This window comes from Mycobacterium sp. E342, from assembly GCF_001667665.1.
GTDB lineage: Bacteria > Actinomycetota > Actinomycetes > Mycobacteriales > Mycobacteriaceae > Mycobacterium.
The window spans coordinates 16,751-41,876 of sequence record NZ_LZJM01000245.1 but is presented as its reverse complement, the minus strand read 5'-3'; the positions used below and the strand labels follow the sequence as shown (position 1 = coordinate 41,876).

Annotated in this window: 20 protein-coding genes; 10 read left to right on the top strand and 10 right to left on the bottom strand. The window is 68.4% G+C overall.

Features of this window, described 5'->3' with window-relative positions:
• Positions 1-697 (bottom strand): DUF732 domain-containing protein (locus A5692_RS30470; RefSeq protein WP_068058683.1); only part of this gene is annotated, 697 nt, incomplete at its 3' end.
• A 771-nt stretch (positions 698-1,468) separates the two neighbouring features.
• Here A5692_RS30470 and A5692_RS19240 point away from each other — a divergent pair.
• Positions 1,469-2,545 carry a DUF190 domain-containing protein gene (locus A5692_RS19240; protein ID WP_068058681.1) on the top strand — a complete coding sequence of 359 codons (1,077 nt, stop codon included), beginning with the start codon at positions 1,469-1,471 and terminating at the stop codon, positions 2,543-2,545.
• 1 nt (position 2,546) lies between these two features.
• On the opposite strand, the gene A5692_RS19235 is transcribed toward A5692_RS19240, so the two are convergent.
• From A5692_RS19235 to A5692_RS19225, 3 genes are all read right to left on the bottom strand, one after another.
• Positions 2,547-3,440: a fructose bisphosphate aldolase gene (locus tag A5692_RS19235; RefSeq protein ID WP_068058679.1), complete on the bottom strand. Its 894-nt coding sequence runs from the start codon at positions 3,438-3,440 to the stop codon at positions 2,547-2,549.
• A 124-nt stretch (positions 3,441-3,564) separates the two neighbouring features.
• Complete coding sequence (locus tag A5692_RS19230) at positions 3,565-4,143, bottom strand: cytochrome b (protein ID WP_082962880.1); 579 nt, start codon at positions 4,141-4,143, stop codon at positions 3,565-3,567.
• Positions 4,140-5,267 carry a catalase family peroxidase gene (locus A5692_RS19225; protein ID WP_304528614.1) on the bottom strand — a complete coding sequence of 376 codons (1,128 nt, stop codon included), beginning with the start codon at positions 5,265-5,267 and terminating at the stop codon, positions 4,140-4,142. Before A5692_RS19225 ends, A5692_RS19230 begins: the two co-directional genes overlap by 4 nt.
• A 358-nt stretch (positions 5,268-5,625) precedes the next feature.
• On the opposite strand from A5692_RS19225, the gene A5692_RS19220 reads away from it, so the two are divergent.
• The 7 genes from A5692_RS19220 to A5692_RS19190 all read left to right on the top strand — a co-directional run bounded on the left by A5692_RS19220 (position 5,626) and on the right by A5692_RS19190 (position 12,126).
• The gene (locus A5692_RS19220; RefSeq protein WP_068058677.1) at positions 5,626-6,003 is read left to right on the top strand and encodes an STAS domain-containing protein; all 378 of its coding nucleotides are present in this window, start codon (positions 5,626-5,628) and stop codon (positions 6,001-6,003) included.
• Positions 6,004-6,033: 30 nt separating this feature from the next.
• Positions 6,034-6,498, top strand: coding sequence for an ATP-binding protein (locus tag A5692_RS19215; RefSeq protein ID WP_068058703.1), 465 nt, complete (start codon positions 6,034-6,036; stop codon positions 6,496-6,498).
• Between the two features lie 85 nt (positions 6,499-6,583).
• Complete coding sequence (locus A5692_RS19210) at positions 6,584-7,204, top strand: TetR/AcrR family transcriptional regulator (protein ID WP_068058675.1); 621 nt, start codon at positions 6,584-6,586, stop codon at positions 7,202-7,204.
• A gap of 96 nt (positions 7,205-7,300) precedes the next feature.
• Positions 7,301-8,437, top strand: a complete 1,137-nt coding sequence (locus A5692_RS19205; protein ID WP_068058673.1) for a phosphotransferase — start codon at positions 7,301-7,303, stop codon at positions 8,435-8,437.
• 117 nt (positions 8,438-8,554) lie between these two features.
• On the top strand, positions 8,555-10,327 hold the full coding sequence (locus A5692_RS19200; protein WP_068058671.1) for an amidohydrolase family protein: 1,773 nt from the start codon (positions 8,555-8,557) through the stop codon (positions 10,325-10,327).
• A gap of 9 nt (positions 10,328-10,336) precedes the next feature.
• A complete protein-coding gene (locus A5692_RS19195; RefSeq protein ID WP_068058670.1) occupies positions 10,337-11,716 on the top strand; it encodes an SRPBCC family protein in 1,380 nt (459 codons plus the stop codon).
• Between the two features lie 128 nt (positions 11,717-11,844).
• Entirely contained in the window at positions 11,845-12,126 is a 282-nt protein-coding gene (locus A5692_RS19190; protein ID WP_156766168.1) for a hypothetical protein, read from the top strand.
• Positions 12,127-12,141: 15 nt separating this feature from the next.
• Here the strand turns inward: A5692_RS19190 and A5692_RS19185 are convergent, their stop codons facing one another.
• Positions 12,142-12,795 (bottom strand): response regulator transcription factor, encoded by a 654-nt coding sequence (locus A5692_RS19185; protein WP_068058697.1) that lies wholly within the window; start codon positions 12,793-12,795, stop codon positions 12,142-12,144.
• 8 nt (positions 12,796-12,803) lie between these two features.
• Entirely contained in the window at positions 12,804-14,021 is a 1,218-nt protein-coding gene (locus tag A5692_RS19180) for a sensor histidine kinase (protein ID WP_068058699.1), read from the bottom strand.
• A gap of 135 nt (positions 14,022-14,156) precedes the next feature.
• On the opposite strand from A5692_RS19180, the gene A5692_RS19175 reads away from it, so the two are divergent.
• Together A5692_RS19175 and A5692_RS19170 are read left to right on the top strand one after the other, a co-directional pair.
• Positions 14,157-14,537, top strand: coding sequence for a hypothetical protein (locus A5692_RS19175; protein ID WP_068058669.1), 381 nt, complete (start codon positions 14,157-14,159; stop codon positions 14,535-14,537).
• Positions 14,538-14,547: 10 nt separating this feature from the next.
• Positions 14,548-17,391 (top strand): RND family transporter, encoded by a 2,844-nt coding sequence (locus A5692_RS19170; RefSeq protein WP_369830307.1) that lies wholly within the window; start codon positions 14,548-14,550, stop codon positions 17,389-17,391.
• On the opposite strand, the gene eccCa is transcribed toward A5692_RS19170, so the two are convergent.
• From eccCa to A5692_RS19150, 4 genes are all read right to left on the bottom strand, one after another.
• Positions 17,372-21,577 carry a type VII secretion protein EccCa gene (eccCa, locus tag A5692_RS19165; protein ID WP_068058668.1) on the bottom strand — a complete coding sequence of 1,402 codons (4,206 nt, stop codon included), beginning with the start codon at positions 21,575-21,577 and terminating at the stop codon, positions 17,372-17,374. The genes A5692_RS19170 and eccCa overlap by 20 nt on opposite strands.
• Before the next feature lie 2 nt (positions 21,578-21,579).
• On the bottom strand, positions 21,580-23,067 hold the full coding sequence (eccB, locus tag A5692_RS19160; RefSeq protein ID WP_068058667.1) for a type VII secretion protein EccB: 1,488 nt from the start codon (positions 23,065-23,067) through the stop codon (positions 21,580-21,582).
• Between the two features lie 2 nt (positions 23,068-23,069).
• On the bottom strand, positions 23,070-23,918 hold the full coding sequence (locus A5692_RS19155) for a transglycosylase (RefSeq protein WP_068058693.1): 849 nt from the start codon (positions 23,916-23,918) through the stop codon (positions 23,070-23,072).
• Positions 23,919-24,099: 181 nt separating this feature from the next.
• Complete coding sequence (locus tag A5692_RS19150; RefSeq protein ID WP_369830306.1) at positions 24,100-25,044, bottom strand: hypothetical protein; 945 nt, start codon at positions 25,042-25,044, stop codon at positions 24,100-24,102.
• Between the last annotated feature and the right edge of the window lie 82 nt (positions 25,045-25,126).

Below are 25,126 nucleotides of genomic sequence, written 5' to 3'. Positions count from 1 at the left end.
ACCCTCGATCCTGGGCGAGCAGGTCGTAGAGGATGGTGGTCCCGGTGCGGGGCTGGCCGACGATGAATATCGGCGCAGCGATCGGGCTCGGCGGAGTCTGAAGGTGCGCCGGTGGTGGTGGCGGCGGCGGAATCTCCGGTGGGCTGGGCGGGACCATGTCTCCGGAGGGAAGCGCCGTGATTGCCGAGGCGAGCGCCGTGGTGGGCAAGTCCCCGGCTCCGGTGCCGGTGAACTGCTGACCCGGGTCGCTTGCCGCGCCGTGCAGGTACGCCGCGGGGTGCGTCGGCCCATTCGATGCCGGCGCGGGATTTATCAGGATGGGAGCGATCTTGCTTTGATCGTGCGGGCAGTAGGCCTCCACTGACGCGGTGATGAATCGGGTCATGGTGGATTCGAGGCGCGCCGGGGGGTAGAGGCGCTCGGCCGGATCCTTGGCGTACGCATTTTTCAACATTGCGCTCACGACGGTGTTCACCGGAATGCCGCGATCGAGCACAAGACAGATCTTGTGGGCGGTGTCGATCAGGCTTGGGACGCCCTCGATGGCGGGGATGTCTTCTTGGTTGAGAAGCGCCTTGAAAATTTCGTCCTGGTTGGGGTCGGCCGCTGCTGCGCCCTCGCGCAGCGTCGTGCCGCCGGTTAGCACCACGCTCATGGCGACGACAGCGCTGGCGCGGCCGGTGATGCGGGTGAACATGAGGAGTTTCCATTCCTGGTAGTGCCGTCATTTGACGGGCTCCGAATCGTGAATTACGCCGCGTGCGTGGGTATCTGACCAAGCCCTCCGGCGCGTCGGCGAGATCAGCGAGCGTTGGCGTTCCGGTCGGGCAACGGCCCCGCGGCCGGCTCGCCGCGGCGGCTCCGCCGAAGAAACCGATCGAAAGGCCCGACTATCCGTTGAACTCGCCTCAATCGTCGACGCGCAATGTGTTTGGATGCCACAGCGCCCGAGTCGCCACTGAAACGAATCGTCGGCGGCGGACGTCGACGAGAGGGTCAGTGGCCAATATCATGGGCGCTCCGCGGCAGGGCAGCCCGGAAGGTTGGGCGAGGTTGCAACCTCGCTCATTCCGCCAGATCCCAACAGTCGCTGGATGAAGAGTCCAGCAGTGGGCACGCCGCTTGAACACGGCATGCCTGGAGCGTACCGCCGCCGTAACGACCTGCGGTAGGGGCAAGTCCTGCGTTTACGCCGGCAAACTGACTGTCAGCTGGCCTGCGAAGCAGGGTGGGATACGCGAAAAACGCGCACGCCAAGGCTCATTCGGCGTCACGGTGTCCTCACGGGCGTCAGGCTCCGCGCTCTCGGGGTAGGTGGCATGTCGACCAAGGCCACAACATATTGAGAGCTCGGCATCTGCACCACCGCGTAAGATCACCGCAGGGTGACAGGATGGCGTCGGGCGCAGAGGTTGCACGTTGCCAGCGGCGCGTGAAGACTCCTGCAGGGCAACACTTTAGGAGCGCCATGGACGAGGACTGCCTGAAGCTCACCACCTATCTGGCCGAGCGTCGGCGAACCGACGAAGGGTTTGTCTCCGACGTCCTGCTCGACCTCTATGCGCGGCATCGCATTGCCTGTGGCGTGGTCCTGCGCGGCATCGGCGGCTTCGGGAGCGGACGCCACCTGCGGACCGACGAGTCGCTGACGCTGTCGGAAGACCCGCCGGTCGCCATCGTCGCGGTCGACACGAAGGCGAAGATCGAAGCCCTGCTCGACCCGGTACTGGCCGTGAAGCAGCGCGGCCTGGTCACCTTGGAGCGGGCGCGGCTGCTGCGCGAGGATGTCGGGCCGGTGCGGTTGCCGGACGAATTGCGCGAAGCCGTCAAGCTGACCGTCTACGTCGGGCGCAAGGAACGCGTCAACGGGGTCCCGGTCTACGTCGCCGTCTGTGACCTCCTGCATCGGCGCCGGATAGCCGGCGCGTCGGTGCTGCTCGGGGTCGACGGCGTCACCCACGGGCGGCGGCACCGTGCCCGCTTCATCGGCCGGAACGCCAACGTGCCGATGATGATCCTCGCCGTCGGGTCGGGCGAGCGTATCGCGGGGGTTCTGCCGGAGCTGGCACAGTTGCTCCGCAGCCCCATGTTCACGCTGGAGCGGGTCCGCCTGTGCAAACGCGGCGGCGAACTCTTGGAACGGCCGCACGCCCTGCCGGGCGTTGACGAACGCGGTTTGCCGCTATTCCAGAAGTTGACGATCTACACCTCCGAGTCGGCCCTGCACGACGGCGTGCCCATTCACCGCGCCATCGTGCGGCGGCTGCGTCAGCGCGAAGCGCCCGACGGAGCGACGGTGCTGCGGGGCATTTGGGGATACCACGGGGACCATCGACCGCATGGAGATAGATTTCTCTCGCTGCGCCGCGACGTTCCGGTGGTGACCATCGTCGTTGACACGCCCGCCAACATCGCCGAAACCTTCGACGTGATAGACGAATTGACGCGCGACGACGGGCTGGTGACGAGCGAGATGGTGCCCGCGGTGGTGTCGGACGAACGCGACGGCGACGGGCCCCCGCACATGGCCCAGCACCGGTACTGAATCAGCCGGCGACCGAGGCGTCGTAGATCGACTGGATCGCCTTGTCGAGCGTGGCGTTGAACTGTTCGTCGGACTGGTCGACCGTCAGCCCCTCGGTCAGGGCGCGACTGAAACTGGCGATCAACCCCGCGTTCTTCGCCAGCAGCTCGTTGGCCTCCTCGCGCGAATAGCCGCCGGAGAGGGCGACCACCCGCATCACCTTCGGGTGTTCGATCAGGAGACGGTAGAAGTTGACCTCGCTGGGCAGGCTCAGCTTGAGCATCACGCGCTGTCCGTCGGGCACGTTCTCGAGTTGCTTGGTGATCTCGTCGCGCAGAATCGACTCGGCCTCGGCTTTGTCCGAGATCGAGATGGTGACTTCGGGCTCGATGATCGGCACCAGGCCGTGCGAGAGCACCTGATGGGCCAGCTCGAACTGCTGGGCGACCACGGCGGCGATGCCCTCGGGGTTGGCGCCGCCGATCACCGACCGTTCCTTGGTGCCGAACACACCCTTGCTCACGGCGCGCTCCAGCAGCTCGTCCAATCCGGGGATCGGCTTCATCAGCTGCACGTCGTCGGACGCCTCGGCCAGGCCCTTGTCGATCTTCAGGATGGGCACCACGCCCTTGGTCTCCCACAGGTAGGTGGTCGACGGCCGGCCCTCGATCTCACGGTCCATGGTCTGCTCGAACAGGATCGCGGCCAGCACGCGGTCACCGGTGAAGGCCGGGGAGGTGATGATCCGCGACCGCATCTGATGGATGAGGTCGAACATCTCCTCCTCGGAGGAGTACGCGTCGTCCTGGATGCCGTAGAGGCGCAGTGCCTTGGGAGTGGACCCGCCGCTCTGATCGAGCGCCGCGATGAATCCCTTGCCCGACGTCATCCGCTCCGCTTGCTTCTCGTTCGGCATGGAAGTTCCCCACTCCTTCGTGGTCGGCGTCAAGGTCACGTCGCTGCGGTGCCGCGGTGCCGCGCACCCCTGAGATAATCGTGCCGATCATATTCGGCCGATCAAAGCCCCTGAAGGCAGGCCGTCACAGCTCGGCTTGGTCTGGCTGCGGGGCCGCGGGTCTGACGCGCCACAGCGCCATGCGATCAAGGAGCCGGTCGCGCAGAACGAGCGTGTGGAACAGTACCGCGCACATGTGGGCGGTAAAGGTCGCGAACAGCAGGAACGCGAACACGCCGTGGCACTCGCGGAGCACCGCGAAGGCATCGATGCTGTGCGGCGCTATGCCGGGCAGCCGCAGCGGACCCACCAGCGTGACGGGAAACCGCGCCGCCGACAGCATCGCCCAACCGGTCAGGGGCTGCACCAGCAGCAGGGCGTAGAGCAAGCGCTCCGACCACGTCGCGATCCGCCGTTCCGCGCCGCTCATCGTGGACAGGAACGGCGGCGGCCGGTGCCTGAGCCGATTGGCCAACCGCACCACGGCGAACGCCAGGATCAGCACACCCAGCGGCCGATGGATGGCCAGCAGCAGCGGGTAGTAGGTCAGGGAGGCGACCATGGTGACGCCGATGAGCAGTTGCGCGATCACCATCGGCGCCATCAGCCAGTGCAGCAGGCGGGACGGGAGCGCGAAACGCGTCGCGGCGTTGCCTCGGGTCACCGGAGCACCCGGGAGACGTCGACGGCGCTGGGTGTCTTGGGTTCCTCCGCGCGGCGGGTGAACGAGCGGGCGTAGACGGCCGATCTCGCGGCGAGCAACGGGTCGTCGGAGGCGGTGATCCCGTTCGGCAGCACAGTCGGGTCGAAGTTGATGTCGCGGGCGTTGCCGGGCGCCTCGGTCTGCACGGCGGTGACGGTGATGGTGCCGGCCTCGATGGTGCGGCGCGACGGCGGCCAGGGTTTGGTGGCGTCGTGCGTCGGATCACCGGGTTCTCCGACCGTGAGCACCAGCCGCCAGCTCAGCGGTCGCTGGGCCAGCGTGCGGATCAGGTCGTCGAACAGGTAGTCCTTGCCGGTCGAGGGGGCCGGTGGGGTCGCCCCTTCCTGCGGAACGACGGCCCAGCGCACCGGCACGGTCACCCCGGCGCCGTTGGTGAACCGGAACGCGTTGAGGCCGTAGAAGGCGCTGTCGGCGAAGCCCGCGCTGGGCGCGGCCTGCTTGATGATCTTCATCGCGGCGACGGTCTCGGGGTGGCGGTCGAGGAAGGCGGCCATCTTCTGCGGGTCGGGTTTGCCCGTCTCGGACACCGGCTTGGACGCCAGGAGCCGGTCGTAGAAGCCCTGCGGCGTGCTGTCCGGGAAAACGGGGATGTTGATCATCGCGGTGCGCCATTGCTGGCCCTCGGGGCCCTGGAAGAGCAGGCCCAGTCCGCGGACCGTGGTGGACGCGTCCGCCTGATCCGGCAGGGTCCCCGACAGGGAGAACCGGCCGATGATCGGCACGCTGCCCTTCCGGAAGACCGCGGCCCGGCAGATCGCCGCCCCCGCGCCCGTGCTCGCGAAGGTTCCCACCGCGCTGAGGCCCTTGGCGTGATTGCGGCGAAAGCCGTCGTGGCGTCCGTAGACGTGTTCGAAGCGGTCGGCGAATCGGGACGGGGTCAGCGCCGCGGGCCGCAGCCAGCCGCCGGCATATGCGAACCCGCCGACATCGACCGCGGCGATGCCGGCCACCGCCCCCATGCCCAGCAACGCACGCCGCCGTGACAGCGCGTCGGCGAGGAAGCGGGAGGGCTCGGCGGCGTCGGTCGGGTCGTCCTGCTCGCCACCGCGATCACCGGACTCCACGCCCACCGTCCTCGGCTGTTTGCGCAGGCCGCGGGGCCCAAACCAGAAAGGTATTCAGTCGAGCTAATTCACGCATGGGCGGGCGCCAGGCGCAACTTCTGCGGGGACCGTCGGACACACTCACAGGACGGTGCGGCGTGGCGAATCGTTCACTCGTTTTGAGAGTGGTCCGCCGAGTGACATACCATCGGATAAAGAACTTGCGGCTGCATCTGTGGCTAGCTGCGCAGATCGACGGAGTGTGCCTCCTCCGACGGCAAGCGCCTTCCGTGGGGTTGAACAAGCAGCCCCCGGGCTTGGCAGCCTGATTTGAGAGCTAAGGGTGTCCCACCAAGGGACCGAATGTGAGTGATAGACCATGGGTGAATTAACCGGCGATCCAATCGATCCGACCGCTTTCTCAGTAGGAAAGCAGCAGGTCGATCAGGCGGTCGTGCTCAACGTCTCGGGCGAAGTGGACATGCTGAGCTCGCCCCACCTGGCCGAAGCGATCCAGACCGCGCTGGCGACGAAGCCCGCCGCGCTGATCGTCGACCTGTCGAAGGTGGACTTCTTGGCGTCGGCCGGAATGACCGTCCTGGTCACGGCGCAGGCGGAGACCGAGCCGCCCACCCAATTCGCGGTCGTCGCCAACGGCTCGGCCACCAGCCGGCCGATCAAACTGATGGGAATCGACAGCGTGCTCGCGCTCTACAGCTCGCTCGACGACGCGCTGAGCGGCATTACTGCTGGGTGAACCTTTCAGATGGGGGCACAGCTGGAAACGATGGGGCGCTCTGATCGTCAGCCGTACAACGCGTCGAACCCCGATGACCGGTCCCGCTTCGTGCGGCACCGTGTCGCCGCCGACCCGCGCAGCGCTGCGCGGGTCCGAGCCGACTTCGGGGTCTGGCTAAAGACACACTTCGCCCTGGGTGCCGACCGGTTCAGCGACGTCGTGCTGGCCGTTAACGAAGCCATCGCCAACGCCGCGGAATTCGCCTATTGCGACGCCGCGCGGCACGGGACGCTGGACCTCAGCGCGTCCTACGACCACCAGTCCGACACCCTGGCAGTCACGGTCGACGATCGCGGCCGTTGGCGCGAGAAGGTGCCCGTTCAGCACCATCAGCAGCTCCGTGGGCGCGGTATCCCGCTGATGCGGGCACTCGCCGATGAAGTGGCGATCGACCGCACGCCGCACGGAACCCGTGTCGCAATGATCTGGACCGGCCTCACACGGCGGCCGTAGGGCGTCGACTCCGAGCCGTAGGCGATCCGCTTGATTCGCAACCGATTTCGCCGTTCCGCACCGTCGATCCCGTAACATCTGCCCCGTGGAGCCGAGCCGTCGGTGGGGTGACGACCGCGCGATCCTCGACGACGAGGAGGCGCGCCGGCGCATCCTGGACGCCGCGGGCCGCTGCATCGTGCAACGCGGGAACACCCAGTTCCGGATGGGCGAGGTGGCCGACGAGGCGGGGGTGTCACGTTCCACGGTCTACCGCTACTTCCCGGGCCGCGACGACGTGCTGCTGGGCCTGATCCTGGCGCGGGTCGACCGCGCGCTCGGTGAGCTGGTGCGCTCGCTGCCCGCCCCGGACGATCCGGTGCGGTCCGTGCCCGAGATGGTGCTGGCCCGCGTCGAGTCGGTGGACGGCGATCCGCTGAACGAGGCGCTGTTCGCCGCCGAGAGCACCGCCGTGGCGACGGCCCTGGAAAAGGGTTCGGAACCGATTGTCGACACGCTGTTGCGGCACTATCAGCCCCTGCTGGAGCGGTGGAGGTCGGCGGACCGTCTGCACGCCGACCTCGATCCGAGGTCGGTGGTCCAGTGGCTGCACGCGACCACGTTGTTCCTCCTGGCGCCGTCCTGGCGATACCGCACGGCCGCGGACAAACGCGAGTTCGTCGATCAGTTCGTGGTGCGGGCCCTCGTGCCAGGGATCAGACAATAAAGGCGTATTGTCTGATGTCGGCGTTTTTCTGACTCCCCGGCGCCCGGGTGGCTCGCCGCCCCGGTGGCACATCCCGCACCCAGGAATCGAGCGGACATGAATAGTCCTGTGTCGCAGGTTTTTTCGGCCGCAGGCCTGGCGGCTCACTTGGGCCGCGGCGTGCGCCGGGTGGCCACCGACGCGGTGATCGGCGGCCGGTTGGGGTTGCCCCGCCGGGTGCGGGACATCGACGCGGCGGTGCTGTCCCGGGTGATGGGCACCACCGTCAGATCGGCCCGCGTCCTCGGCAGCGACGCCGGCACGTCGGCGCGTGCGCGGCTGGTGTTGACCGGGAAGAACGTCCCCAGCTCGGTGTTCGTCAAGCTCGCGGCGACGACCGCGGTCACCCGGTTGATGGGCGAATTGGGCCGGCTCGGACACACGGAGGTCCGGTTCTACAACCAGCTGGCCCCGCAAGTCATCGGCGTCCCCTATGCCTACGGTGCGGCATTCGATCCATGGACGGGCCGCTACCTGCTGGTGCTCGAAGACCTCCCCGCCGAGTCGTGCGAGTTCCCCGACACCTTGCACCCCCTGTCCCTGGAGCAGGCCGGCCTGATCGTCGAGTTGCTGGCCGACCTGCACGCCACCTTCTGGGACCGACTGCCCCGCGGCGGGCGCGGCCCGCTGGCCTGGCTCTATACCCCGTCCGGCGACGTCACCTCCCTGCTGACCGGCTCGCTGATGCACGCCTCGATCAGGCGCCTTGCCGAACGCACCGAAATCCCTTTGGAGAACGGCCGATTCATCGCCGACAACTACCGTGCGGTCGCCGCCCTCATCGACACTCCCCCACACACCGTCATGCATGGCGACGCCCATCCGGGCAACATGTACTTCCACGGCGGCAAGGCGGGTCTGCTGGACTGGCAGGCGGTGCGGCGCGGACACCCGGCCCGGGAACTGGCCTACACCCTGATCACCAGCCTCACGCCCGAGGATCGCCGGGCGAACCAGCGGGAACTGCTCGACGACTACCGCCGCGCGCTCGCCGCGGCGGGCGGACCCGAACTCGACCGCGACGACCTGTGGCTGCGCTACCGCCAGGCCGCGCTGTACGCCTACGTCGCTCCCCTGATCACCGCTGGAATGGGCGGCATGCAAGTCGAGGACATCGCCATGGAAGGGCTGCGCCGCGGCGTTGCGGCGCTCGACGACCTGGAAACGGTCGCCGCGCTGAAGAGTTCGCTCTGAGGCCACCCAGTTTGCGCCGAACCTGTTGCATGGGCGCCGTAAGGGTTACGCTACTTCCCGTAGCGTAATGCCGACGCGTCTGGTGCGTCTTCGGCCCATGGCGGCAAGGAGAGTCTCGTGTTCGACCTGAAGATCATTGGCGGCACCGTCGTCGACGGCACCGGCGCACAGCGCTATCGCGCCGACATCGGGATCAAAGACGGCAAGATCGTCGACGTGGTCCGCCCCGGGGACGGCGACCCTGACACGGGGGGCCTGCAGACGGCGCAGGCCACTGAAACCATTGATGCCACAGGGCGTGTGGTCGCCCCCGGCTTCGTCGACATCCACACCCACTACGACGGTCAGGTGAGCTGGGACAGCCTGCTGGAACCGTCGAGCGGTCACGGGGTCACCACCGTGGTCACCGGCAACTGCGGTGTCGGGTTCGCCCCGGTTCGTCCCGGAACCGAGCAGTGGCTGATCGAGTTGATGGAGGGCGTCGAGGACATTCCCGGCACCGCCCTCACCGAGGGCATCACCTGGGGCTGGGAGAGTTACCCCGAGTACCTCGACGCCATCGGCGAGCACAAGTTCGCGATCGACGTGGGCAGCCAGGTCGCCCACGGAGCCATCCGCGCCTACGCGATGGGCGACCGCGGCGCTCGCAACGAGCCGGCCACCCCCGACGACATCGCCGCGATGGGCCGGCTGGTACGCGAGGCGATCGAGGCGGGCGCGCTGGGCTTCTCGACGTCGCGCACGATGGGCCACCGCGCGATGGACGGCGAACCCGTACCCGGCACCTTCGCCGCCGAAGAAGAGCTGTTCGGCCTCGGCCGCGCCATGGCGGCCGGCGGGCAGGCCGTGTTCGAGCTCGCCCCGCAGGGCGCCGCGGGCGAGGACATCGTCGCGCCCAAGAAGGAATTGGAGTGGATGCGGCGACTGGGCGGCGAGATCGACCGGCCGGTGTCGTTCGCTCTGATCCAGGTCGACGCCGACCCGAAGCTGTGGCGCGAGATGCTCGACCTCTCGGCGGACGCGCACGCGGCGGGCGCTCGGCTATACCCCCAGATCGCCGCGCGTCCGTTCGGCATGATGATCGGGTTCCAGGGCCACCACGGCTTCAGCCACCGGCCCACCTACCGCCGGCTCAAGGCCGAACTCGGCCGGGAGGAACTCGCGCGTCGCCTGGCCGATCCCGCGGTGAAGGCCGCGATCCTGTCCGAGGAGGACCTGCCCGCCGACCCCACCCTCTTGTTCGACGGCATGTTCGCCCTGGTCCAACACTCCCTGCACCGCCTGTACGCGCTCGGCGATCCACCCGACTACGAGCCCACCCCGGACCGCACCGTCGCGGCCATCGCCCAGGCCCGCGGCGAGGACCCGCTGTCCACCCTCTATGACCTCATGCTCGAGTCGGACGCCACCTCGATGCTGATGCTGCCGCTGTTCAACTACGCCGACGGCAACTGCGACGCGATCCGGGAGATGCTGCTGCACCCCGCCGGCGTGCTCGGGCTTTCCGACGGCGGCGCCCACTGCGGAATGATTTGCGACGCTTCGTATCCCACCTTCCTGCTGACGCATTGGGCGCGCGACCGGCGCCGGGGCGAGAAACTGTCGCTGGAGTACGTGATCCGCAAGCAGTCCCGCGACACCGCACACCTTTTCGGTCTCACCGACCGCGGGACCATCGAGCCCGGCAAGAAGGCCGACATCAACGTGATCGACCTGGACGCCCTGACGCTGCACCCCGCGGCGATGGCCTTCGACCTGCCCGCCGGCGGGAACCGGATCCTGCAGGGAGCCAGCGGCTATGCGGCCACCATCGTCAGCGGGACGGTCACCCGGCGCGACGACGTCGACACCGGGGCCCGCCCCGGACGCCTGGTGCGTGGGGCGCGTTAAGGCTCCGGGATGAAGGCGCCCGCCGGCAACCCGACCCGCAGCCGCGACGAGGACGCGATCGGCACCCCGCCGGAGACGCCCGCGTTGGTGCCGGCGGAGCGGTATTACTCGCCGGCGTTCGCCGCGCTCGAGGTCGAGCGGATGTGGCCGAAGGTCTGGCAACTCGCGTGCATGGTCGACCACGTCGCCGAGCCGGGTGACTACTTCGAGCACCGGTGCGGACCGTACGGCGTGCTGATCGTCCGCGGCGACGACGGGGTGCTGCGCGCCTTCCAGAACGCCTGCCGCCACCGCGGCAACTCCGTGTGTGTGGGCTCGGGCTCGGGGCTGCAGGAACTCAAGTGCGGGTATCACGGGTGGACGTGGGACCTGGCCGGCGCGCTCAAGCGGGTGCCCGACCGAAAGGGTTTCGGGTCGCTCAAGTTGTCCGACTTCCCGCTGGTGCCGGCCCGGGTGGACACGTGGGAGGGGATCGTCTTCATCAATCTCGACCTCGACGCGGTGCCGCTGCTCGACTACCTGGAGGCGGTGCCCGACGATATCGCCTGGTGCCGGCTGAGCGACTTTCACTGCTACGCCACGCTGACCGTCGAGGTCGACGCCAATTGGAAGACGATCGCCGACGGCTACAGCGAGACCTACCACATCCAGACTCTGCACCCCGAACTGCTCCGCTGTGTCGATGACGTCCATGCTCCCCAACAGATCTGGGGGCATACCGGCAAATCCGACCAACCCTACGGTGTGCCGAGCCCACGCTTCGGCGGCGCGCTGAGCGACGAAGAGGTCTGGGACGCTTACGTTTACACGCAGGGCGCTCTCATGGGGGCCGGCGAAGGCACCCCCTTCCCCGCGGACGAACGACGGGACGGGCAGACCGTCCAGGATCTGATCGCTGCGCACACCCGGGCGTTCGCCGTCTCGCGCGGGGTGGACCTGGACTGGGCCGACACCGACCGCGTCACCCGGCTGCACCAGTACAACGTCTTCCCCAACATGACGCTGCTGGCCAACGCCGACCACCTCACCGTCATGTGTTCACGGCCCCGGCGCGATCCCGCCGCCACCCCCGATCAAGGCGAGCTGGTGATGTTCTTGATGACGCGGATGCCGCCGGGTGCCGCGCGGGCCAAGCCGACCGATGTGCGGATGAGCGCCGGTGAGGCCGAGCCGGGCGTGGTGCTCACCCAGGACATCCAGATACTCGCCGGACTCCAGCGCGGCATGCATCAACCGGGTTTCACCCACTTGGTGCTGTCCAGCGAGGAGCGCCGGGTCATCAACATGCACCGCAACCTCGAGCGCTATCTCGACCTGCCCCTGTCCGAGCAAGTGCGCGGCGGCGCGGCCGCATCGCCGGCGACAGAATTCGTGTTAGACACGCCGTAATCGGTCCGATGCGATTTAGAATCCGTTTCGTGATGACCCCGTCAAACCCGTGGGGGGACGACCGAGGGCGACTCGCGCATCAGCTACAGATGCGATACCAACCACTCGCGCGAAGACGCGCGCGGCGAATGTGCCAGAGCTTCGAGCGGGTCGGCGTCCGAACGGCGCCCGACCGGCTGCAGGAGATGCTGGCAGGGGCGCCGCTGGCTGCCCATGAAGCGATGGATGTCAAATTCGCGTTGATCGCGCTGCGAATCGACCGGGAAACGCGCGCCGCCCGCTACAAGCGGCTGAAGCGACAAGGCACCCGCTCGCTGATGTTCGCCGGGCTGGTCCTGGTGGTGTTGAACTTCCTGATGTGCATGGCGTACTTCTTGCTCAACCTCGCCGAGCAGGGCGCGCCTCTGTGATTCGCTGAGACCCCGTCAGCGCGGGACGACGATGCCGTTGTCGTAGGCGTAGACGATCGCCGCCGCGCGGTCCCGCAGGTCGAGTTTCCCGAAGATCCGGCCGATGTGGCTCTTGACGGTCACGCCGGAAATACAGAGTTCGTCGGCGATCTCGGCGTTGGAGAAACCCCGGCCCATCAACGTCAGCACGTCGAGCTCGCGGGTGGTCAACTCGGCGATCGCGGTGCCGCGGGGCCCGGGCGCGGCTTTGCGATAGGTGGTCAACACACGCGCGGTGACGGCCGGGTCGAGGTAGCTGTCGCCCCGGGCGACCGCCCGCACGGCGCGGATCAGTTCCTCGGCGGAGGAGTCCTTGAGCACGAAGCCGGCCGCCCCGGCGCGCAGTGCCTCGGACAGCAACTCGTCCTCGTTGAATGTGGTCAGCGCCAACACCGGCGGTGTCCCGCCGAGCCTGCGCGTCGCCTCGATCCCGTCGACCCGCCGCATGCGCAGATCCATCACGACGACGTCGGGCCGGTGTTCGGCCACCGCGGCGGGCACCTCGTCACCATCGGAGCATTCCGCGACGATGACGAACCCGTCCTTGCGGCGCAGGATCCGGCGCAGCCCCGACCGCACCAGGTCCTGGTCGTCGACGAGGAGGACGGTGATCTCGTGCGGCTCGGGCATATTTGGGATCACGCCTTGCACCACCACGGCCGCCAGCCCGCGTCGCCCTCGTGCAGCGGTATGTCGGCGCGCACCGACCATCCCTCCGGCGTCGGGCCGACGTCGATAGCCCCGCCCAGCAGCTCGACGCGCTGGCGCATGCCGCGCAACCCGCGCCCCTCAGCGGACAGCGGGGCGGCGATCGCCACCGGCAATCGATTCTCGACCGCGAGGCTGGCCGAGGCCGCTGAGACATGAAGCACCACCGTCGATTTCGAGTCGGGGGCGTGTTTGGCGATATTCGCCAGCGATTCCTGGGTGATGCGATACAGCGCCAAGCCGACGGCCGCCGACACGCGGTCGGTGGGCCCCTCGGCGCGCAGCGTGAGGTTCAGCCCGGCGCGCTGAAAGTCCGCGACGAGCCCGCCGACGTCATCGATGCCGGGTTCGGGCGTCGTCTGCGCGGCTTTCGTCGGGGAGCCGTCCAGCAGCCCGACGGTCCGCCGGATGTCGGCCATCGCCTGCCGGCCCAGGCGTTCGGCCTGTTCCAGCGCCTCGACCGCGTCATCGACGTCGCGGTCCTGCTGCAGCCCTCGGCGCGCGCCGGTCACATGCAGCAGGGTGATGCTCAGCGAGTGGGCGATGACGTCGTGCACTTCGCGGGCGATGCGCCGCCGCTCGTCGGCCGCCGCGTGTTCGGCCAACAACTTCTGCGCCTCGATCTGTTCGGCCAGCAGCAGCCGTTGGGTGCGCATCACGTAACCGAGGAGCCACCCCGCCCCGACGAAAGCCAGGTACAGCCCCACCGCGTCCAGCCGGTGCAGTGCGGACGCGGCGAGCAGCAGCGCGGCCACCGACGCGGCGGATAACAGGCCGACCGCAATGGAGCTCAACGTGGCGATAGACAACACCAGCAGCACCAGCAGCGCCGGGGCGAAATCCGCGTGAATGGGTGTCGACGTGCCGAACAGCATCATGGCGGTGGCAGTCATCCAGGTCGCCCACATCAGCCCCGGGCTGAGCTTCGTGTTCAGAAAGAAGAACACCAGTGTCGGCGCGATGGACACCGCGAACGCGGCCAAACCGACGGGCAGATCCGCGATGGGGCGCTGCAGGATCGCGATCACCGCGCCACCGACATGGCTCACATCAACGGCGATGAACGACGCCCAGGTCAGACCGACGGGAATCAGCTCGCCCCGCCGGCGAAGCTGTTCCCGCACGTATCTCGTTGCGGCACGCAACATCGTCCAATCGTAGAAGAGCGCGACACCAGCGCACACCATGCCGTGGGCGGGCAATCGCCTCCTACCGTGGTAGGAGACAAAGACTCCACCTCGGCACGACGCGCACCACCCGGTCGCCTTCCTAACGTTCCAGTCATGACATGGACACTGCTGCACGACCGGATGGCCTTCATGGCCGAAGTGATCAAAGCCGCCGAGACCGATCCCGAGGCGGCGCTCGCGTCGGTCGCCGCCTCACCCGAGGTGCCCAGGCTGTTCGGCGACGACGAGGGCCTGCTGCTTTCGCTGGGACAGCGTTGGATCACCATGCTGGTGGCCAAGCTGGACCAGGCCGCACACGAGGGCGTGGCGGCCGAGCAGGTGCGGGCCGATCTCGAGGCCGCCGAGCCCGGCCTGCACGCCCTGGTGCGGATCGGCTCGCGGCAATCGCTGCGGCTCCGTTCCCTGTCCCGGGGCGAGCACGTCGCCGTGGGCCTCTTCGGTGGGCCGTCCGGTGATCGGCAGACCGTTGCATGACGGACGGGGAATGCTGACGCGGCTCACCGGCCGCTACGCGGTTCTGATCGTCGGCCTGTGGGTTCTGGCGGCGGCGGCCGCCAATGTGGTTGTCCCGCAACTGGAGCGGGTCGTCGACTCGCACGCCCGGTCGTTCATGCCCACCGACGCACCCAGCGCGGTCGCCGCGTCGCGGGCTGCCGAGTTGTTCGGTCAGACGCCGAGCAACAACTTCGTATACGTTGTGCTGGAACGCGATCAGACGCTGACGGCGGGCGACCGCCGGTTCTATGACGCGATGACGGCGGCCCTGAGTTCCGACCGGCGTCACGTGTACGCGGTGACCGACCTGTGGTCGCAGCCCACCACGGCCGCCGGCGCGCAGAGTCGGGACGGGCGGGCCGTCAGCGTCATGGTGCGGCTGGCCGGCATGCTCGGCACGGCCCAGGCGCGCGATTCGGTCAACGCCGTCCGCGCCACCGTGCGGAGCCTCTCACTGCCGGCCGGCCTGGAAGTCCATGTCACCGGGCCCGGCGCGACGATCGTCGATGAGTTCTCCGCGATCGATCGACAGATGCTCGGCATCACCGCCGCCACCATCGGCCTCATTCTGCTTCTGCTGCTGGTCGTATACCGATCGCCGATCGCGGCCGTGATTCCGCTGATCTCCGTCGGCCTGGCGCTCGCGCTGGCCCGCGCCGTCGTCGCGGCCCTCGGACAGGCGGATGTGGTTGAGGTATCGCTGTTTTCGGTGGCGCTCATGGCGGCCATGACGCTCGGCGCGGGCACCGATTACGCGATCTTCCTGGTCGGCCGCTACCAGGAGGGGCGCCGCCACGGCGTCCCACCACCCCGGGCACTGGCGGAGGCCTACCGTTCCATCGCGCCCGTCGTGATCGGGTCGGCACTGACCGTGTCGGTGGCGCTGGCCTGCCTGGTGTTCGCCCAGGTGGGTTCGTTCCGCAGCGCCGGGCTGCCCTGTGCCATCGGCATTCTGGCGACCATGCTCGCCGCGCTGACCCTGACGCCGGCCCTGATGAGCCTGGCCATACGCCGGGGCTATCTCGAACCGCGCCCGTCGCGCACGGCTCGGCGCTGGCGCCGCGTCGGGACGGCCGTCGCCAGGTGGCCGGGGCCGATCCTGGTCACGGCGGGCGCGTTGACGCTGCTGGCCGCGCTACCGCTGGCGAGCATGCGGATCGGCTTCAACGAACCCGCCGCCACGCCGTCGGCCACCGACTCCAATCGCGGATACGTCACCGCCGAACGCCATTTCGCGGCCAACGCACTGCTGCCCGACGTCATCGCGATCCAAGCCGACCACGACCTGCGCAACCCGGCCGGCCTGATCGCCATCGAGCGAATCACCCGCCACATCATGGCTGTACCGGGCGTGCGTGCGGTGCAGTCCGCCAGCCGCCCCGACGGCACGGTGCCCGACCAGGCCACGCTGAGCTATCAGGCCGGCGTGCTCGGCCGCCAGTTCGGGGACACCATGGATTCGCTGACCCAGCGCCTCGGGCGGGTCTCCGAACTCGACGACGCGCTGGCGCAGACCCAGCGTGCGGTGGAGGGCCTCGGCAACGGATTGCGCGGTGGCGGTGCCGGACTGGCCGAGGTGTCCGGCGCCGCGCAAGACATGCGCGCCGGGATGGACGGATTGCAGCGCAACGTCACGACCGTGTCGGCTTACCTCGACCCGCTCCGGGACTTCGTCGGGCAAACCCCCGACTGCGCCGCCAACCCGATCTGCTCGACGGTGGACCGCGTGCTCCAGCCGGTCGACGGCCTGGTGCAGACCTCGAGCCGCCTGCGCGCCGGCGCCGCGGAACTGACCAGCGGCTCGAGCACGGCCGCCACTGCGATATCCGGTCTGCCGCAGAGTGTGGCGTCCATGAAAGGCGCGCTGGCACAGGCGCGTTCGGCCACCCACGACCTGCTCAGCCTGAGCGACACGCTCGGGCCCCAGTTGCGGCAGTTCACCGACTACCTGGACGAGATCGCGACGCAGTTCCGGGGCAGCGCGGCGGCCGACTTCTACCTGCCCCAGCGGGCGCTGACCGATCCGCGCTACGCCGCCGCGCTGGCCCAGCTGATTTCCCAGAACGGCCGTGCCGCTTACCTGTTGGTCTACGGCGACGGCGCGGAGTGGGGTGCTGACGGGGCCAAGCGGGCGGACCAGGTGCGGGCCGCCATCAAGGAGGCCACCAAGGAAGGCACTCTGACCCCCACCGAGGTCGACCTCGCCGGCGTCGGCCCGGTGACCGCCGACCTGCAGCGCTTCGTCGCCGGGGACGTCAAGCTGCTCGTGGGCGCCGCGTTGGTGCTGATCTTCGCGATCGTCACGGCGATGCTGCGCAGCCCGGTCGCCGGCCTGGTCGTCGTCGGGACCGTCGTCACCTCCTACGCATCGGCCGTGGGCGCCAGCGTGCTGATCTGGCAGCACGCGTTGCACCACGATCTGCACTGGGCGGTCGCGCCGATCGCGTTCATCGCGCTGATCGCCGTCGGGGCGGACTACAACCTGCTGCTGGCGTTGCGCATCAAACAGGAAGCCGCAGCGGGCCTGCGGACCGGCATCATTCGCGCGTTCGGCGGCACCGGCGGTGTGGTCACCGTCGCCGGCATCGTCTTCGGGCTGACCATGCTGGCGTTGCTCAGCAGCAGCGTGCTGAGCATCGCCCAGATCGGCACCACCATTGCGGTGGGGCTGTTGTTGGACACCCTGGTCGTGCGGGCGTTCATCGTGCCGTCCATCGTGGCGCTGCTGGGCCGTTGGTTCTGGTGGCCGCGCACCCTCCCCCGCCGGGCTGATGCCGCTGTGGAACCCGTTGCGGCGCCGCCAGTTCCGGCCGCTACTGCTGCGGGATGGTGACGGTCGACGGCAACCCGACCAGCACCCCTTCCACGTCGCCGTCGGCGCTGACCATCAGGCCGCGTCCCGGCGGCAACGCTTGAGCGCGCACCGCGCGGTTGATCCGGTTCTGCGGGTCGTTGTCCATATAGAGCTGCGCGACCTTCGCCGAGTTCTGGAACCTCATCCACGGATCCATCTGCAGCGTCGCCCAGTTCGCACTGTTGCGGGTGGTGAACACGTGCAGGCCGATCTGCCGGGCCCGTTCCATCAGCTTCCACAACGCCGCCCCCACCGGGGGTTTGGGTGGGTAACTCTGATCGGGTCGGAGGTCTTGGACATCGTCGATGAGCACGAAATGCCGCGCACCCTCCCACGGCTTGAGCGCACGCAGCTCCTCCTGACTCAAGCCTTTGGGCGGTAGCCGGGGCAGCAAGATCTGCTGCGCAAGTTGGGTTACCACCTCGTCGATCTCGTCTTGGTCATAGGCGTACGCGCGCACATAGCCCGGCCCGCTTAGGTCCCGCAGCCCATGCGGCGCGGTCTTGGGGTCGATGAGCGTCAGCTGCGCTTCCTCGGGGCTGAACCGGCTCATGATCGCCTCGCCGATCGACACCAGCGACAGCGTCTTGCCGCAACCCTGCCGGCCCAGGATCATCAGCCCCGGGCTCTCCCGGAGCTTGAGCGGAACCGGGCCCAGTTCGTGTCGCTCACCGATGGCGAAGGCGATCGACAGGTCGTCCCCACTGGGATGCGCTGCCTCGTATTCGAGGATCGCCCGCAGCTCCACCCGCTGCGGAAGCCGCTGCAACGTCGCGTGTTTGGTCACGCCCGCCACGTCGGCGATCCGCGCGCCGACGTCGACGATGCTAACCAGTGCCCCGGTCGCGGCTTCGGTCAGGGCCGGGATGCCGACCCGCAGCTCGTGCAGGCTGTCGGTCAGACCGAAGCCCGGCCGGTTCAGCGTCCGCCGCGCGGCGTCACGCGACTCGAGCGACGAGTGCCCCATCTGGCTTTCACTCGGGTCGGCCAGTCGCAATTGGATTCGCGCCGTGGCATTTTGCAACAGGCTCTGCCGCTGCCCGTGAATCCAGCCGCCGGCACTGCACATCACGTGGACCCCGTACTCGGGGCCGCGGCTGCTCAGCGAGATGATGCGATCCCCCAAGACGGTGTCCTTCGAGTACACGTCGTCGTAGTCGTCCACCACCACGAACACGTCGCCGAAGGGGTCGTTGGCGTCGGTACCGCCCAGCCCGTCGCTGCCCGGCGCGAACCGGCGTTCGCGGAAGCCGTCGAGGTCGATCTTCAAGCGCCGGAACGAATTCTCGCGCGCGTCGATCAACGCGTCCATGCTGCTCAGGATGCGCTCGATGCCCTCGGCATCCTTCGGTGACACGATGTCGGTGACGTGTGGCAACGACGCCGCCTGCGCCAGGGTGGCACCGCCGATGCAGAAGAACGTCACGCGCGCCGGGCTGTACATCGCCGCCGCCGAGCACATCAGCGTCATCAGCGTGGTCGTCTTGCCCCGCTGCTTGGCACCCACCACGATCACGTTGCTGCGCAGCGCGTCGATCGCGTGCACGACCTGCTTGGACTCCTCGGGGATGTCCATCACGCCCACCGGAAACATCAGGCCCGCGTTCTGGCCGTAGTCCACATGCCAGGGCTTGCCGCGGTAGGCCGACACCAGGACGTCGACCGGCTCGGGGTCCTCCAGCGGCTCGAGCCAGGGCCGCCGCGGCGACCGGTGCGGGACATGCTGCAACGATTCCCGCAGCACGTCGACGATCTTCTTCCGCTTGAAACCGTCGTCGTGGTAGAGGAATTCGTCGGGCTCGGTGTCGACGGCGGCCGCGGCCTCCAGCGCCGCGGCGTCGGCGGCGTCCAGCGGCTGGTACTGCCAGTTGTAGAGGCGCGGCTTGGTCAGGGTCATGTCGACGGTGGTAGCGACCTCCTTGCCCTTCGGGACCACGAAGGGAGCCGAGAGGTAGAAGCAGCGGAACGGTTCGAGGTCGCGCGGCCCCACCTTCAGCAGCGCGAAGCCGTTCTCTTTCGACGGCAGGTGATAGGCGGCGTCGGAACCGATCACCTCGCGGCTGTCGTCACCGGACTCGGCGCGCAGCGCTATCCGAAACGCGATGTTGGACTTGACCTTCTGCAACGAGGACAGGTCCAGCCGCTGACCACCCAGCATGAAGAACACGTTGGCGCCGCGGCCTTCCTGGCCGATGTGGATGATCAGGTTGATCCACTTCTCGTGATTGGCAAAGAGTTCGAGGTACTCGTCGACGATGACGAGCAGGACGGGCACCGGCGGTAGGTCCCGGCCGGCGAGCCGGATCTCTTCGTAGTCGTTGGCGTCGCGCGCGCCCACCGACGTGAACAGCTCATAGCGCTGCTTGATCTCGCCGTCGATGACCCTGCGCATCCGCTCCGCCAGATGCCGCTCGTCCTTGCCCAGGTTCGACAGGGCGGCCACCACGTGCGGGATGCCCAGGATGTCCTGCGCCGCCGATTCGAACTTCATGTCGACGAAGATGACGTTGAACGTCTCCGGCGAGTGCGTCAGCGCGATGCCGTAGACGAGCGACAGGAAGAACTCCGACTTTCCCGAACCACTGGTGCCGATGACCACGGAGTGAAAACCGAAGCCGCCGAAGTCTTTCGCGCGGATGATGATGTTCTGTAGCTCGCCGGTGGGTTTCGCGCCGACCGGGATCTCGCACCACCGCTCGTCGCCGCGGCCGCGCCGCTCGGCCCACAACCGGTCGACGTCCAGTTCGCGGGGATCGATGATGCCGAGTCCGCGCAACAGTTCGGCCGCGCCGCCGGTCGAATCGGTGATCTCGCTGCGGCTGGTCGGTGACCACCGCGCCATCGCCCGGGCGTACCGGTAGGCGCGATGGATCGACAGCTGGTCGGCGTGCGCGAAGAACTTGCCGCGCACCCGTAACAGCGGCGCCGGGCGCCCGTCTTCGCCGTCGGCGTCTGAGCCGTTCCAGCCGAATTTGACGTTGCCGTTGACCGGTGTGGTGTGCCGCTCGCCCATCTCGAAGACCTGGTCCTGAGCGAAGCCCACGCCGGTGCCGATGCGAGAGGCGAGGCGCAGCAGGGTGATTCCCGCCTTTCCGACCTGCCCGACCACGCTCTCCCACGCGTCGGGGCTGCCGGTGTTGTCGTCGACGATCACCAGGTGCGGTCCCAGATCGACGGAGTCGCCGCCGGTCTCGAGCGCCGAACCCATCGCGGTCGGGCTGGCCGCCGCCAGCGGTGTCCACGCGCCACGCTTGCCCTTCATATGCAGCTCGGCGCCGAGGGTCTCCTCCAGCTCTTCCGGGGTGGCGAAGATCAGGCGTCGCCAGCCGCAGGCGTCGAACAGCTCGTCGTGCAGGTTGTGCGGCAACCACACCATCCACGACCACACCTCGGGGTTGCGGGTGACGACCATCAGTTTCACGTCGCGCGGGTTGTGAAACACCGCGAGCGAGCACAACACCGACCGCATCAGCGAGCGCAGCCGGTCCAGGTCTTCGCCGACGAAGCTGAAGCCCGGCGCCGACCGCAGGTTGACCACCTTGGCGATGTCGCGAATCTTGCGCTGCTCCAAGATGAAATCGCGCAGCGCCTGCCCGGTGACGGGTTCAAGTTCCTCGTCGGAGGCGATGTCCGGCCACGTCACCGACAAGACGGAGTCCGGGGCGTGCTGCACGCCGGTGCCCAGCCGCACCTCCAAGAAATCCGCGTCGCCGCGGCCGCGCTCCCACATCCGCGGGCCGCCGATGATCGCCCCCAGCCCACGCGGATCGGAGTGCACCGCGTGCTGCCATTCGCGCTGCGCGCACACCGCGGTCTGAATCTCGTCACGGTTGGAGTCCAGGTCGCGCAGGTAGCGGCGGCGGCCCTTTTCCATTTCGCCCCAAGTGATCTTGCGAGCCCGCCCGAAGCGTCCGGAGAACGCCAGCATGCTGAACGCGCCGATGCCCATCAAGGGGAAGAACCCCGTCGACAGGCTGCGCACGCCGGACACGTAGAGCATGACGATGGTGCCGATCAGCGCGACGATCAACGCCGGCACCCCGATCATCACCCAGATGTTGCGGGGCTCGCGCTCGGGCAGGGCGATAGGCGCACTCGGCGCTACCCGAACGGGTTTCGGCGGTTCGATTCTGACCCGGTTGATCGGAAACGCTTTCTTGGACATCCCTAGCCTCCCGCCTTCGCCGATGTCGTCACCACAGCCGCCTTGCCGAGCGCCGGCACGGTGTCGCGCGCCACGAGTGCCGCCTCCCGCGACAACGCCGGGCCGGCAGCGAACGTGCGCAGCAACGGCCACGGCGCCTGTACCGCCGAGGCCGGGTCGAGTCCGAGCGCGCGCAGCGTGTCGTCGTTGGCGGCGATGCCGAAACGGACACCGTTGTCGGACACCCAGAACAGCGATTCGCGGGAATCGGATGTGATCACCCCGCTGGTCGAGGTGACGAAGTTGGCCGCCCCCGGCAGCACCAGCACCTGGTTGGCGACCACCGACGCCGGGTCCCGGTCGTCGCGCACCAGGTGCACGATCCGGTCGTCGAGGTAGGAGTACACCGGGAGGCCCCGCCCGTTGTAGACGACGACCCGGGCCTGCGGGTCCGTCGAACCCTTCTCCCATCCGACGCAGGTGGTCGGATTCGCTGCGGTGTCAACGAAATTCAGTCGCTTGGTCGGGTAATAGTCCACGTCCAGCGAGTTCACCTGGGGGATGTTGACCAACACGTCGGGGGTCACCACGCGCGGGGCCGTCGACCCGTAGGAGTTCGCGCTGCGGAGCAGGTCGGCGACGAAGCTGGTGATCTTCTGGACGCCGTCAGGCAGCAAAACGTAGAACTGCTTGCCGCCGCCGGCGGTTTGGGCCTGCAGCACCGCGCCCACCTGCGAGCCGGAGACCCAGGTCGACGGCGTGCCCGCCTGCGGGACGTCCGGGACGCGCAGCGGCTCGGTCGCCGGCAGCCCGTCGTAGAGCGCGCGCGAAATCTCCACCGGTGACGTCACTCCCGGATCCAGGCCCAGGCTCAGGGTGATCGCTCTGCTGGCCGGATCGACCTGCGAACGTTTGCCGCCCCAGATCACGTACGTGTTGCCCTCGAACGTCACGAGCACGCCGGCGTCGTCGGCCAGCGGTGCCGCGCGGTCACCGCCGTTGAGCGCGCCCGCGATTGACGTGACGACCGGCTTCTCCCCGCTGCGCGGGCGCCCGGCCGTATCGCACACGGCCCACGCCGAGATCGCGCCCCGGTTCACCGGCATCGCCGCCGGCGCGCCCGGGATACCGATCAGCGGCCCGGTCGGATACTTGGCGATCTCGCTGCGCTTGACCCACGTCGGCGGGTTCGCCGTGCCGGTGGCCAGGCGGGCGGAGGTCAGATTGAGGGCCGGATAGAGCCGGCCGTCGATGCGGGCATAGATCGCGCCGGAATCACGGTCGCCGATGATCGCCGATTCGCCAACCGCGCCAGTCGGTTTCAACACGTTCAGCAGCATCATCCACCCGGCGGCGATGGCCACCAGCAAGATCGACAACACCAACGCGGCGGTCTGCTTGCGGTCGTCGTGCTTCATTCGGACTGAGAACCGGGTGGTCGCCGCGCGCAACCGTCGGTTGTAGAACAAGTGACCGGAATTCTGGTCACGGTTCGACAAACTCAGCGGCATGCTCAATACCCCTTCGGTGATCGGCGAGGATCGGCCTGCTGAATCAGATCGGCCAGATTCGACGCGTCCCCGGCGACGTGATAGCGGCCCATCGCATAGTTGATGAACGCGCACGCCTGCGCCACCAAGTTGTGGATGTCGCGTGACGTGCCCGGCTCGTGATAGGCCGCGAATGTGGGCGCGATGAATTGCCAGGCACCCTTGCTCGGTGTCCCCCGCGCGGCGTTGGAATCCCAGCCGTTGACCGCGTTGGCGTTGTAATTGGACTCGCGGCGAGCGACCAAATCCATGCCGCGTTCCCAGCGGGCACGCGCAGCCGGGTTATGAATCCCCTTGATATCCAATGCTTTACGGATCGCCGCTATGACGGCCCCGCGCCCGTTGCCCTGATCGCCTCGCATCGCCGCCCGCCTCTGTCGGTAGCGCAGCCGCCGCAGCCGCAGCGCCAGGAGTCGTGCCCGCCGGCGCGAGTTCAGGACGTGTCGGTGCTGGGCGCGCAGCCTCGCCGCCATCCGGACCATGGCTTCACGACGCGCCATCGGGGTATCGGGCGTCGACGCGGCGTCAGTTTTGGCGTCGTCGAGGTTCGCCCGGGTGGCCACCCTCGCTTCCGCGTGGCCGGCGCGCGCCGCCGCCATGATTCGTGCCAGCGCGCGGTCCGTGGTGCTCGCCTGGCGGAGTTCGTTCAGCGTGTTTATCGACCTTTGCGCCGCGGCGGCGGGCAGGCCGTCGGTGCTCACCTCGCCGGGCTGCCGCGTGTTGTCGACCCGGGCGGCGGTGGCCTCACCGGCGAACAGGGCGTGGCCGCGGGCCAAGACCGCCACCGCGTGCCTCGTCAGCGGATCAGTCAATGACTGCCCCACCCTGGTCCCCTTTTTCCCACACCCTCTGGCCGCGCAAATCCGTACTCAATAGCATGCACGAATCCGCAGTTGCGCTGTCAATAACGAGCGATTACGTAGCGACCCTACTGCCGGGCGCGTGGACCGACCACTCACCTTCCGGCGAAGCGCGAATGGCTTGCCGTGCCGCCTATTCCTTTGCCTCGTCCTCGGTGGGCATGATGACGATCCGGCGATTCGGCCGGTTGGTGACCACGGTGGGTTTCTCCTCACCGGGCTTGGGCCCCGGCGGGCTCGGCGGCATCGTCAGGCGGCCCTTGACGGGCTGGCCGTTGGGCACGCCGGGCGCCGAGATCCGCTTCTCCGGAGGCTTCTCCTTGTTGCCGCCTTCGCCGTGGCCGCCCATCGCTCCGGGCGGCATCATCCCCATGCCGCCCATGCCGGTCTGCCCCGACACGGTGGGCGCGCCACTGACCGGCGGCATCATGGCCGCCTTAGCCGCCCCGGCGGGGGTCGTCGGCGGGGATGACGTCGGCACCGGCGGCGGCCCCAACGAGCTGGCCGGGGTGGTGCCGCCGCCGCCGAGGCCCGCGCCGCCACCGCCCGAGCCCAGGCCGCCGCCGGCTCCGGAGCCCGGGCCGACGCTGTCGACCAGGTGCGCGTCGCTCGCCAGTCCGGCTCCGTGGGCGCCGCCCTGCACCGCGCTCATCAGCGGCTGGATGGCACTCTGGCCGGCCTGCATCGCCTGCTGCGGGAGCTGTGTCAGCGGCTGCATGATGCCGCCGACCGCGCCGCCGAGCGCGCCCGTGATGCTTTGCAGCATCTGCTGCATCATCTGCGGCGCTTGCTGACCGACGTTTTGCATCTGCTGCGCTGACTGAGCTTCGTTTTCGGGAAATTTCGCGGCCGCGTCCGCGGCGTGCGCACGGCGGTCCGCGTCTGCGGCTGCGGCGTCGGCGGCGTCCTTGGGTACACCGGCGTTGCCCGTCGAATGCAGCAGCGCCTGAAGAATGTCGGCAGGGGCGGTCCCGCCCACGGAAGCGGGGAAAGGCATAGGCGGTGGTGCTTCCGGTGCACCAACCAACCCTCCCAATACGGCTGGAGCGCTCTTAATTGTGTCGCCGCCCCCGGTCATATCCTCACCTCCACCCCGCCTGCAAACCCGTGCAAGCGCTTAGTGCGCGTAAGCGCACGCCATCAGTTTGGCATAGCAGGCT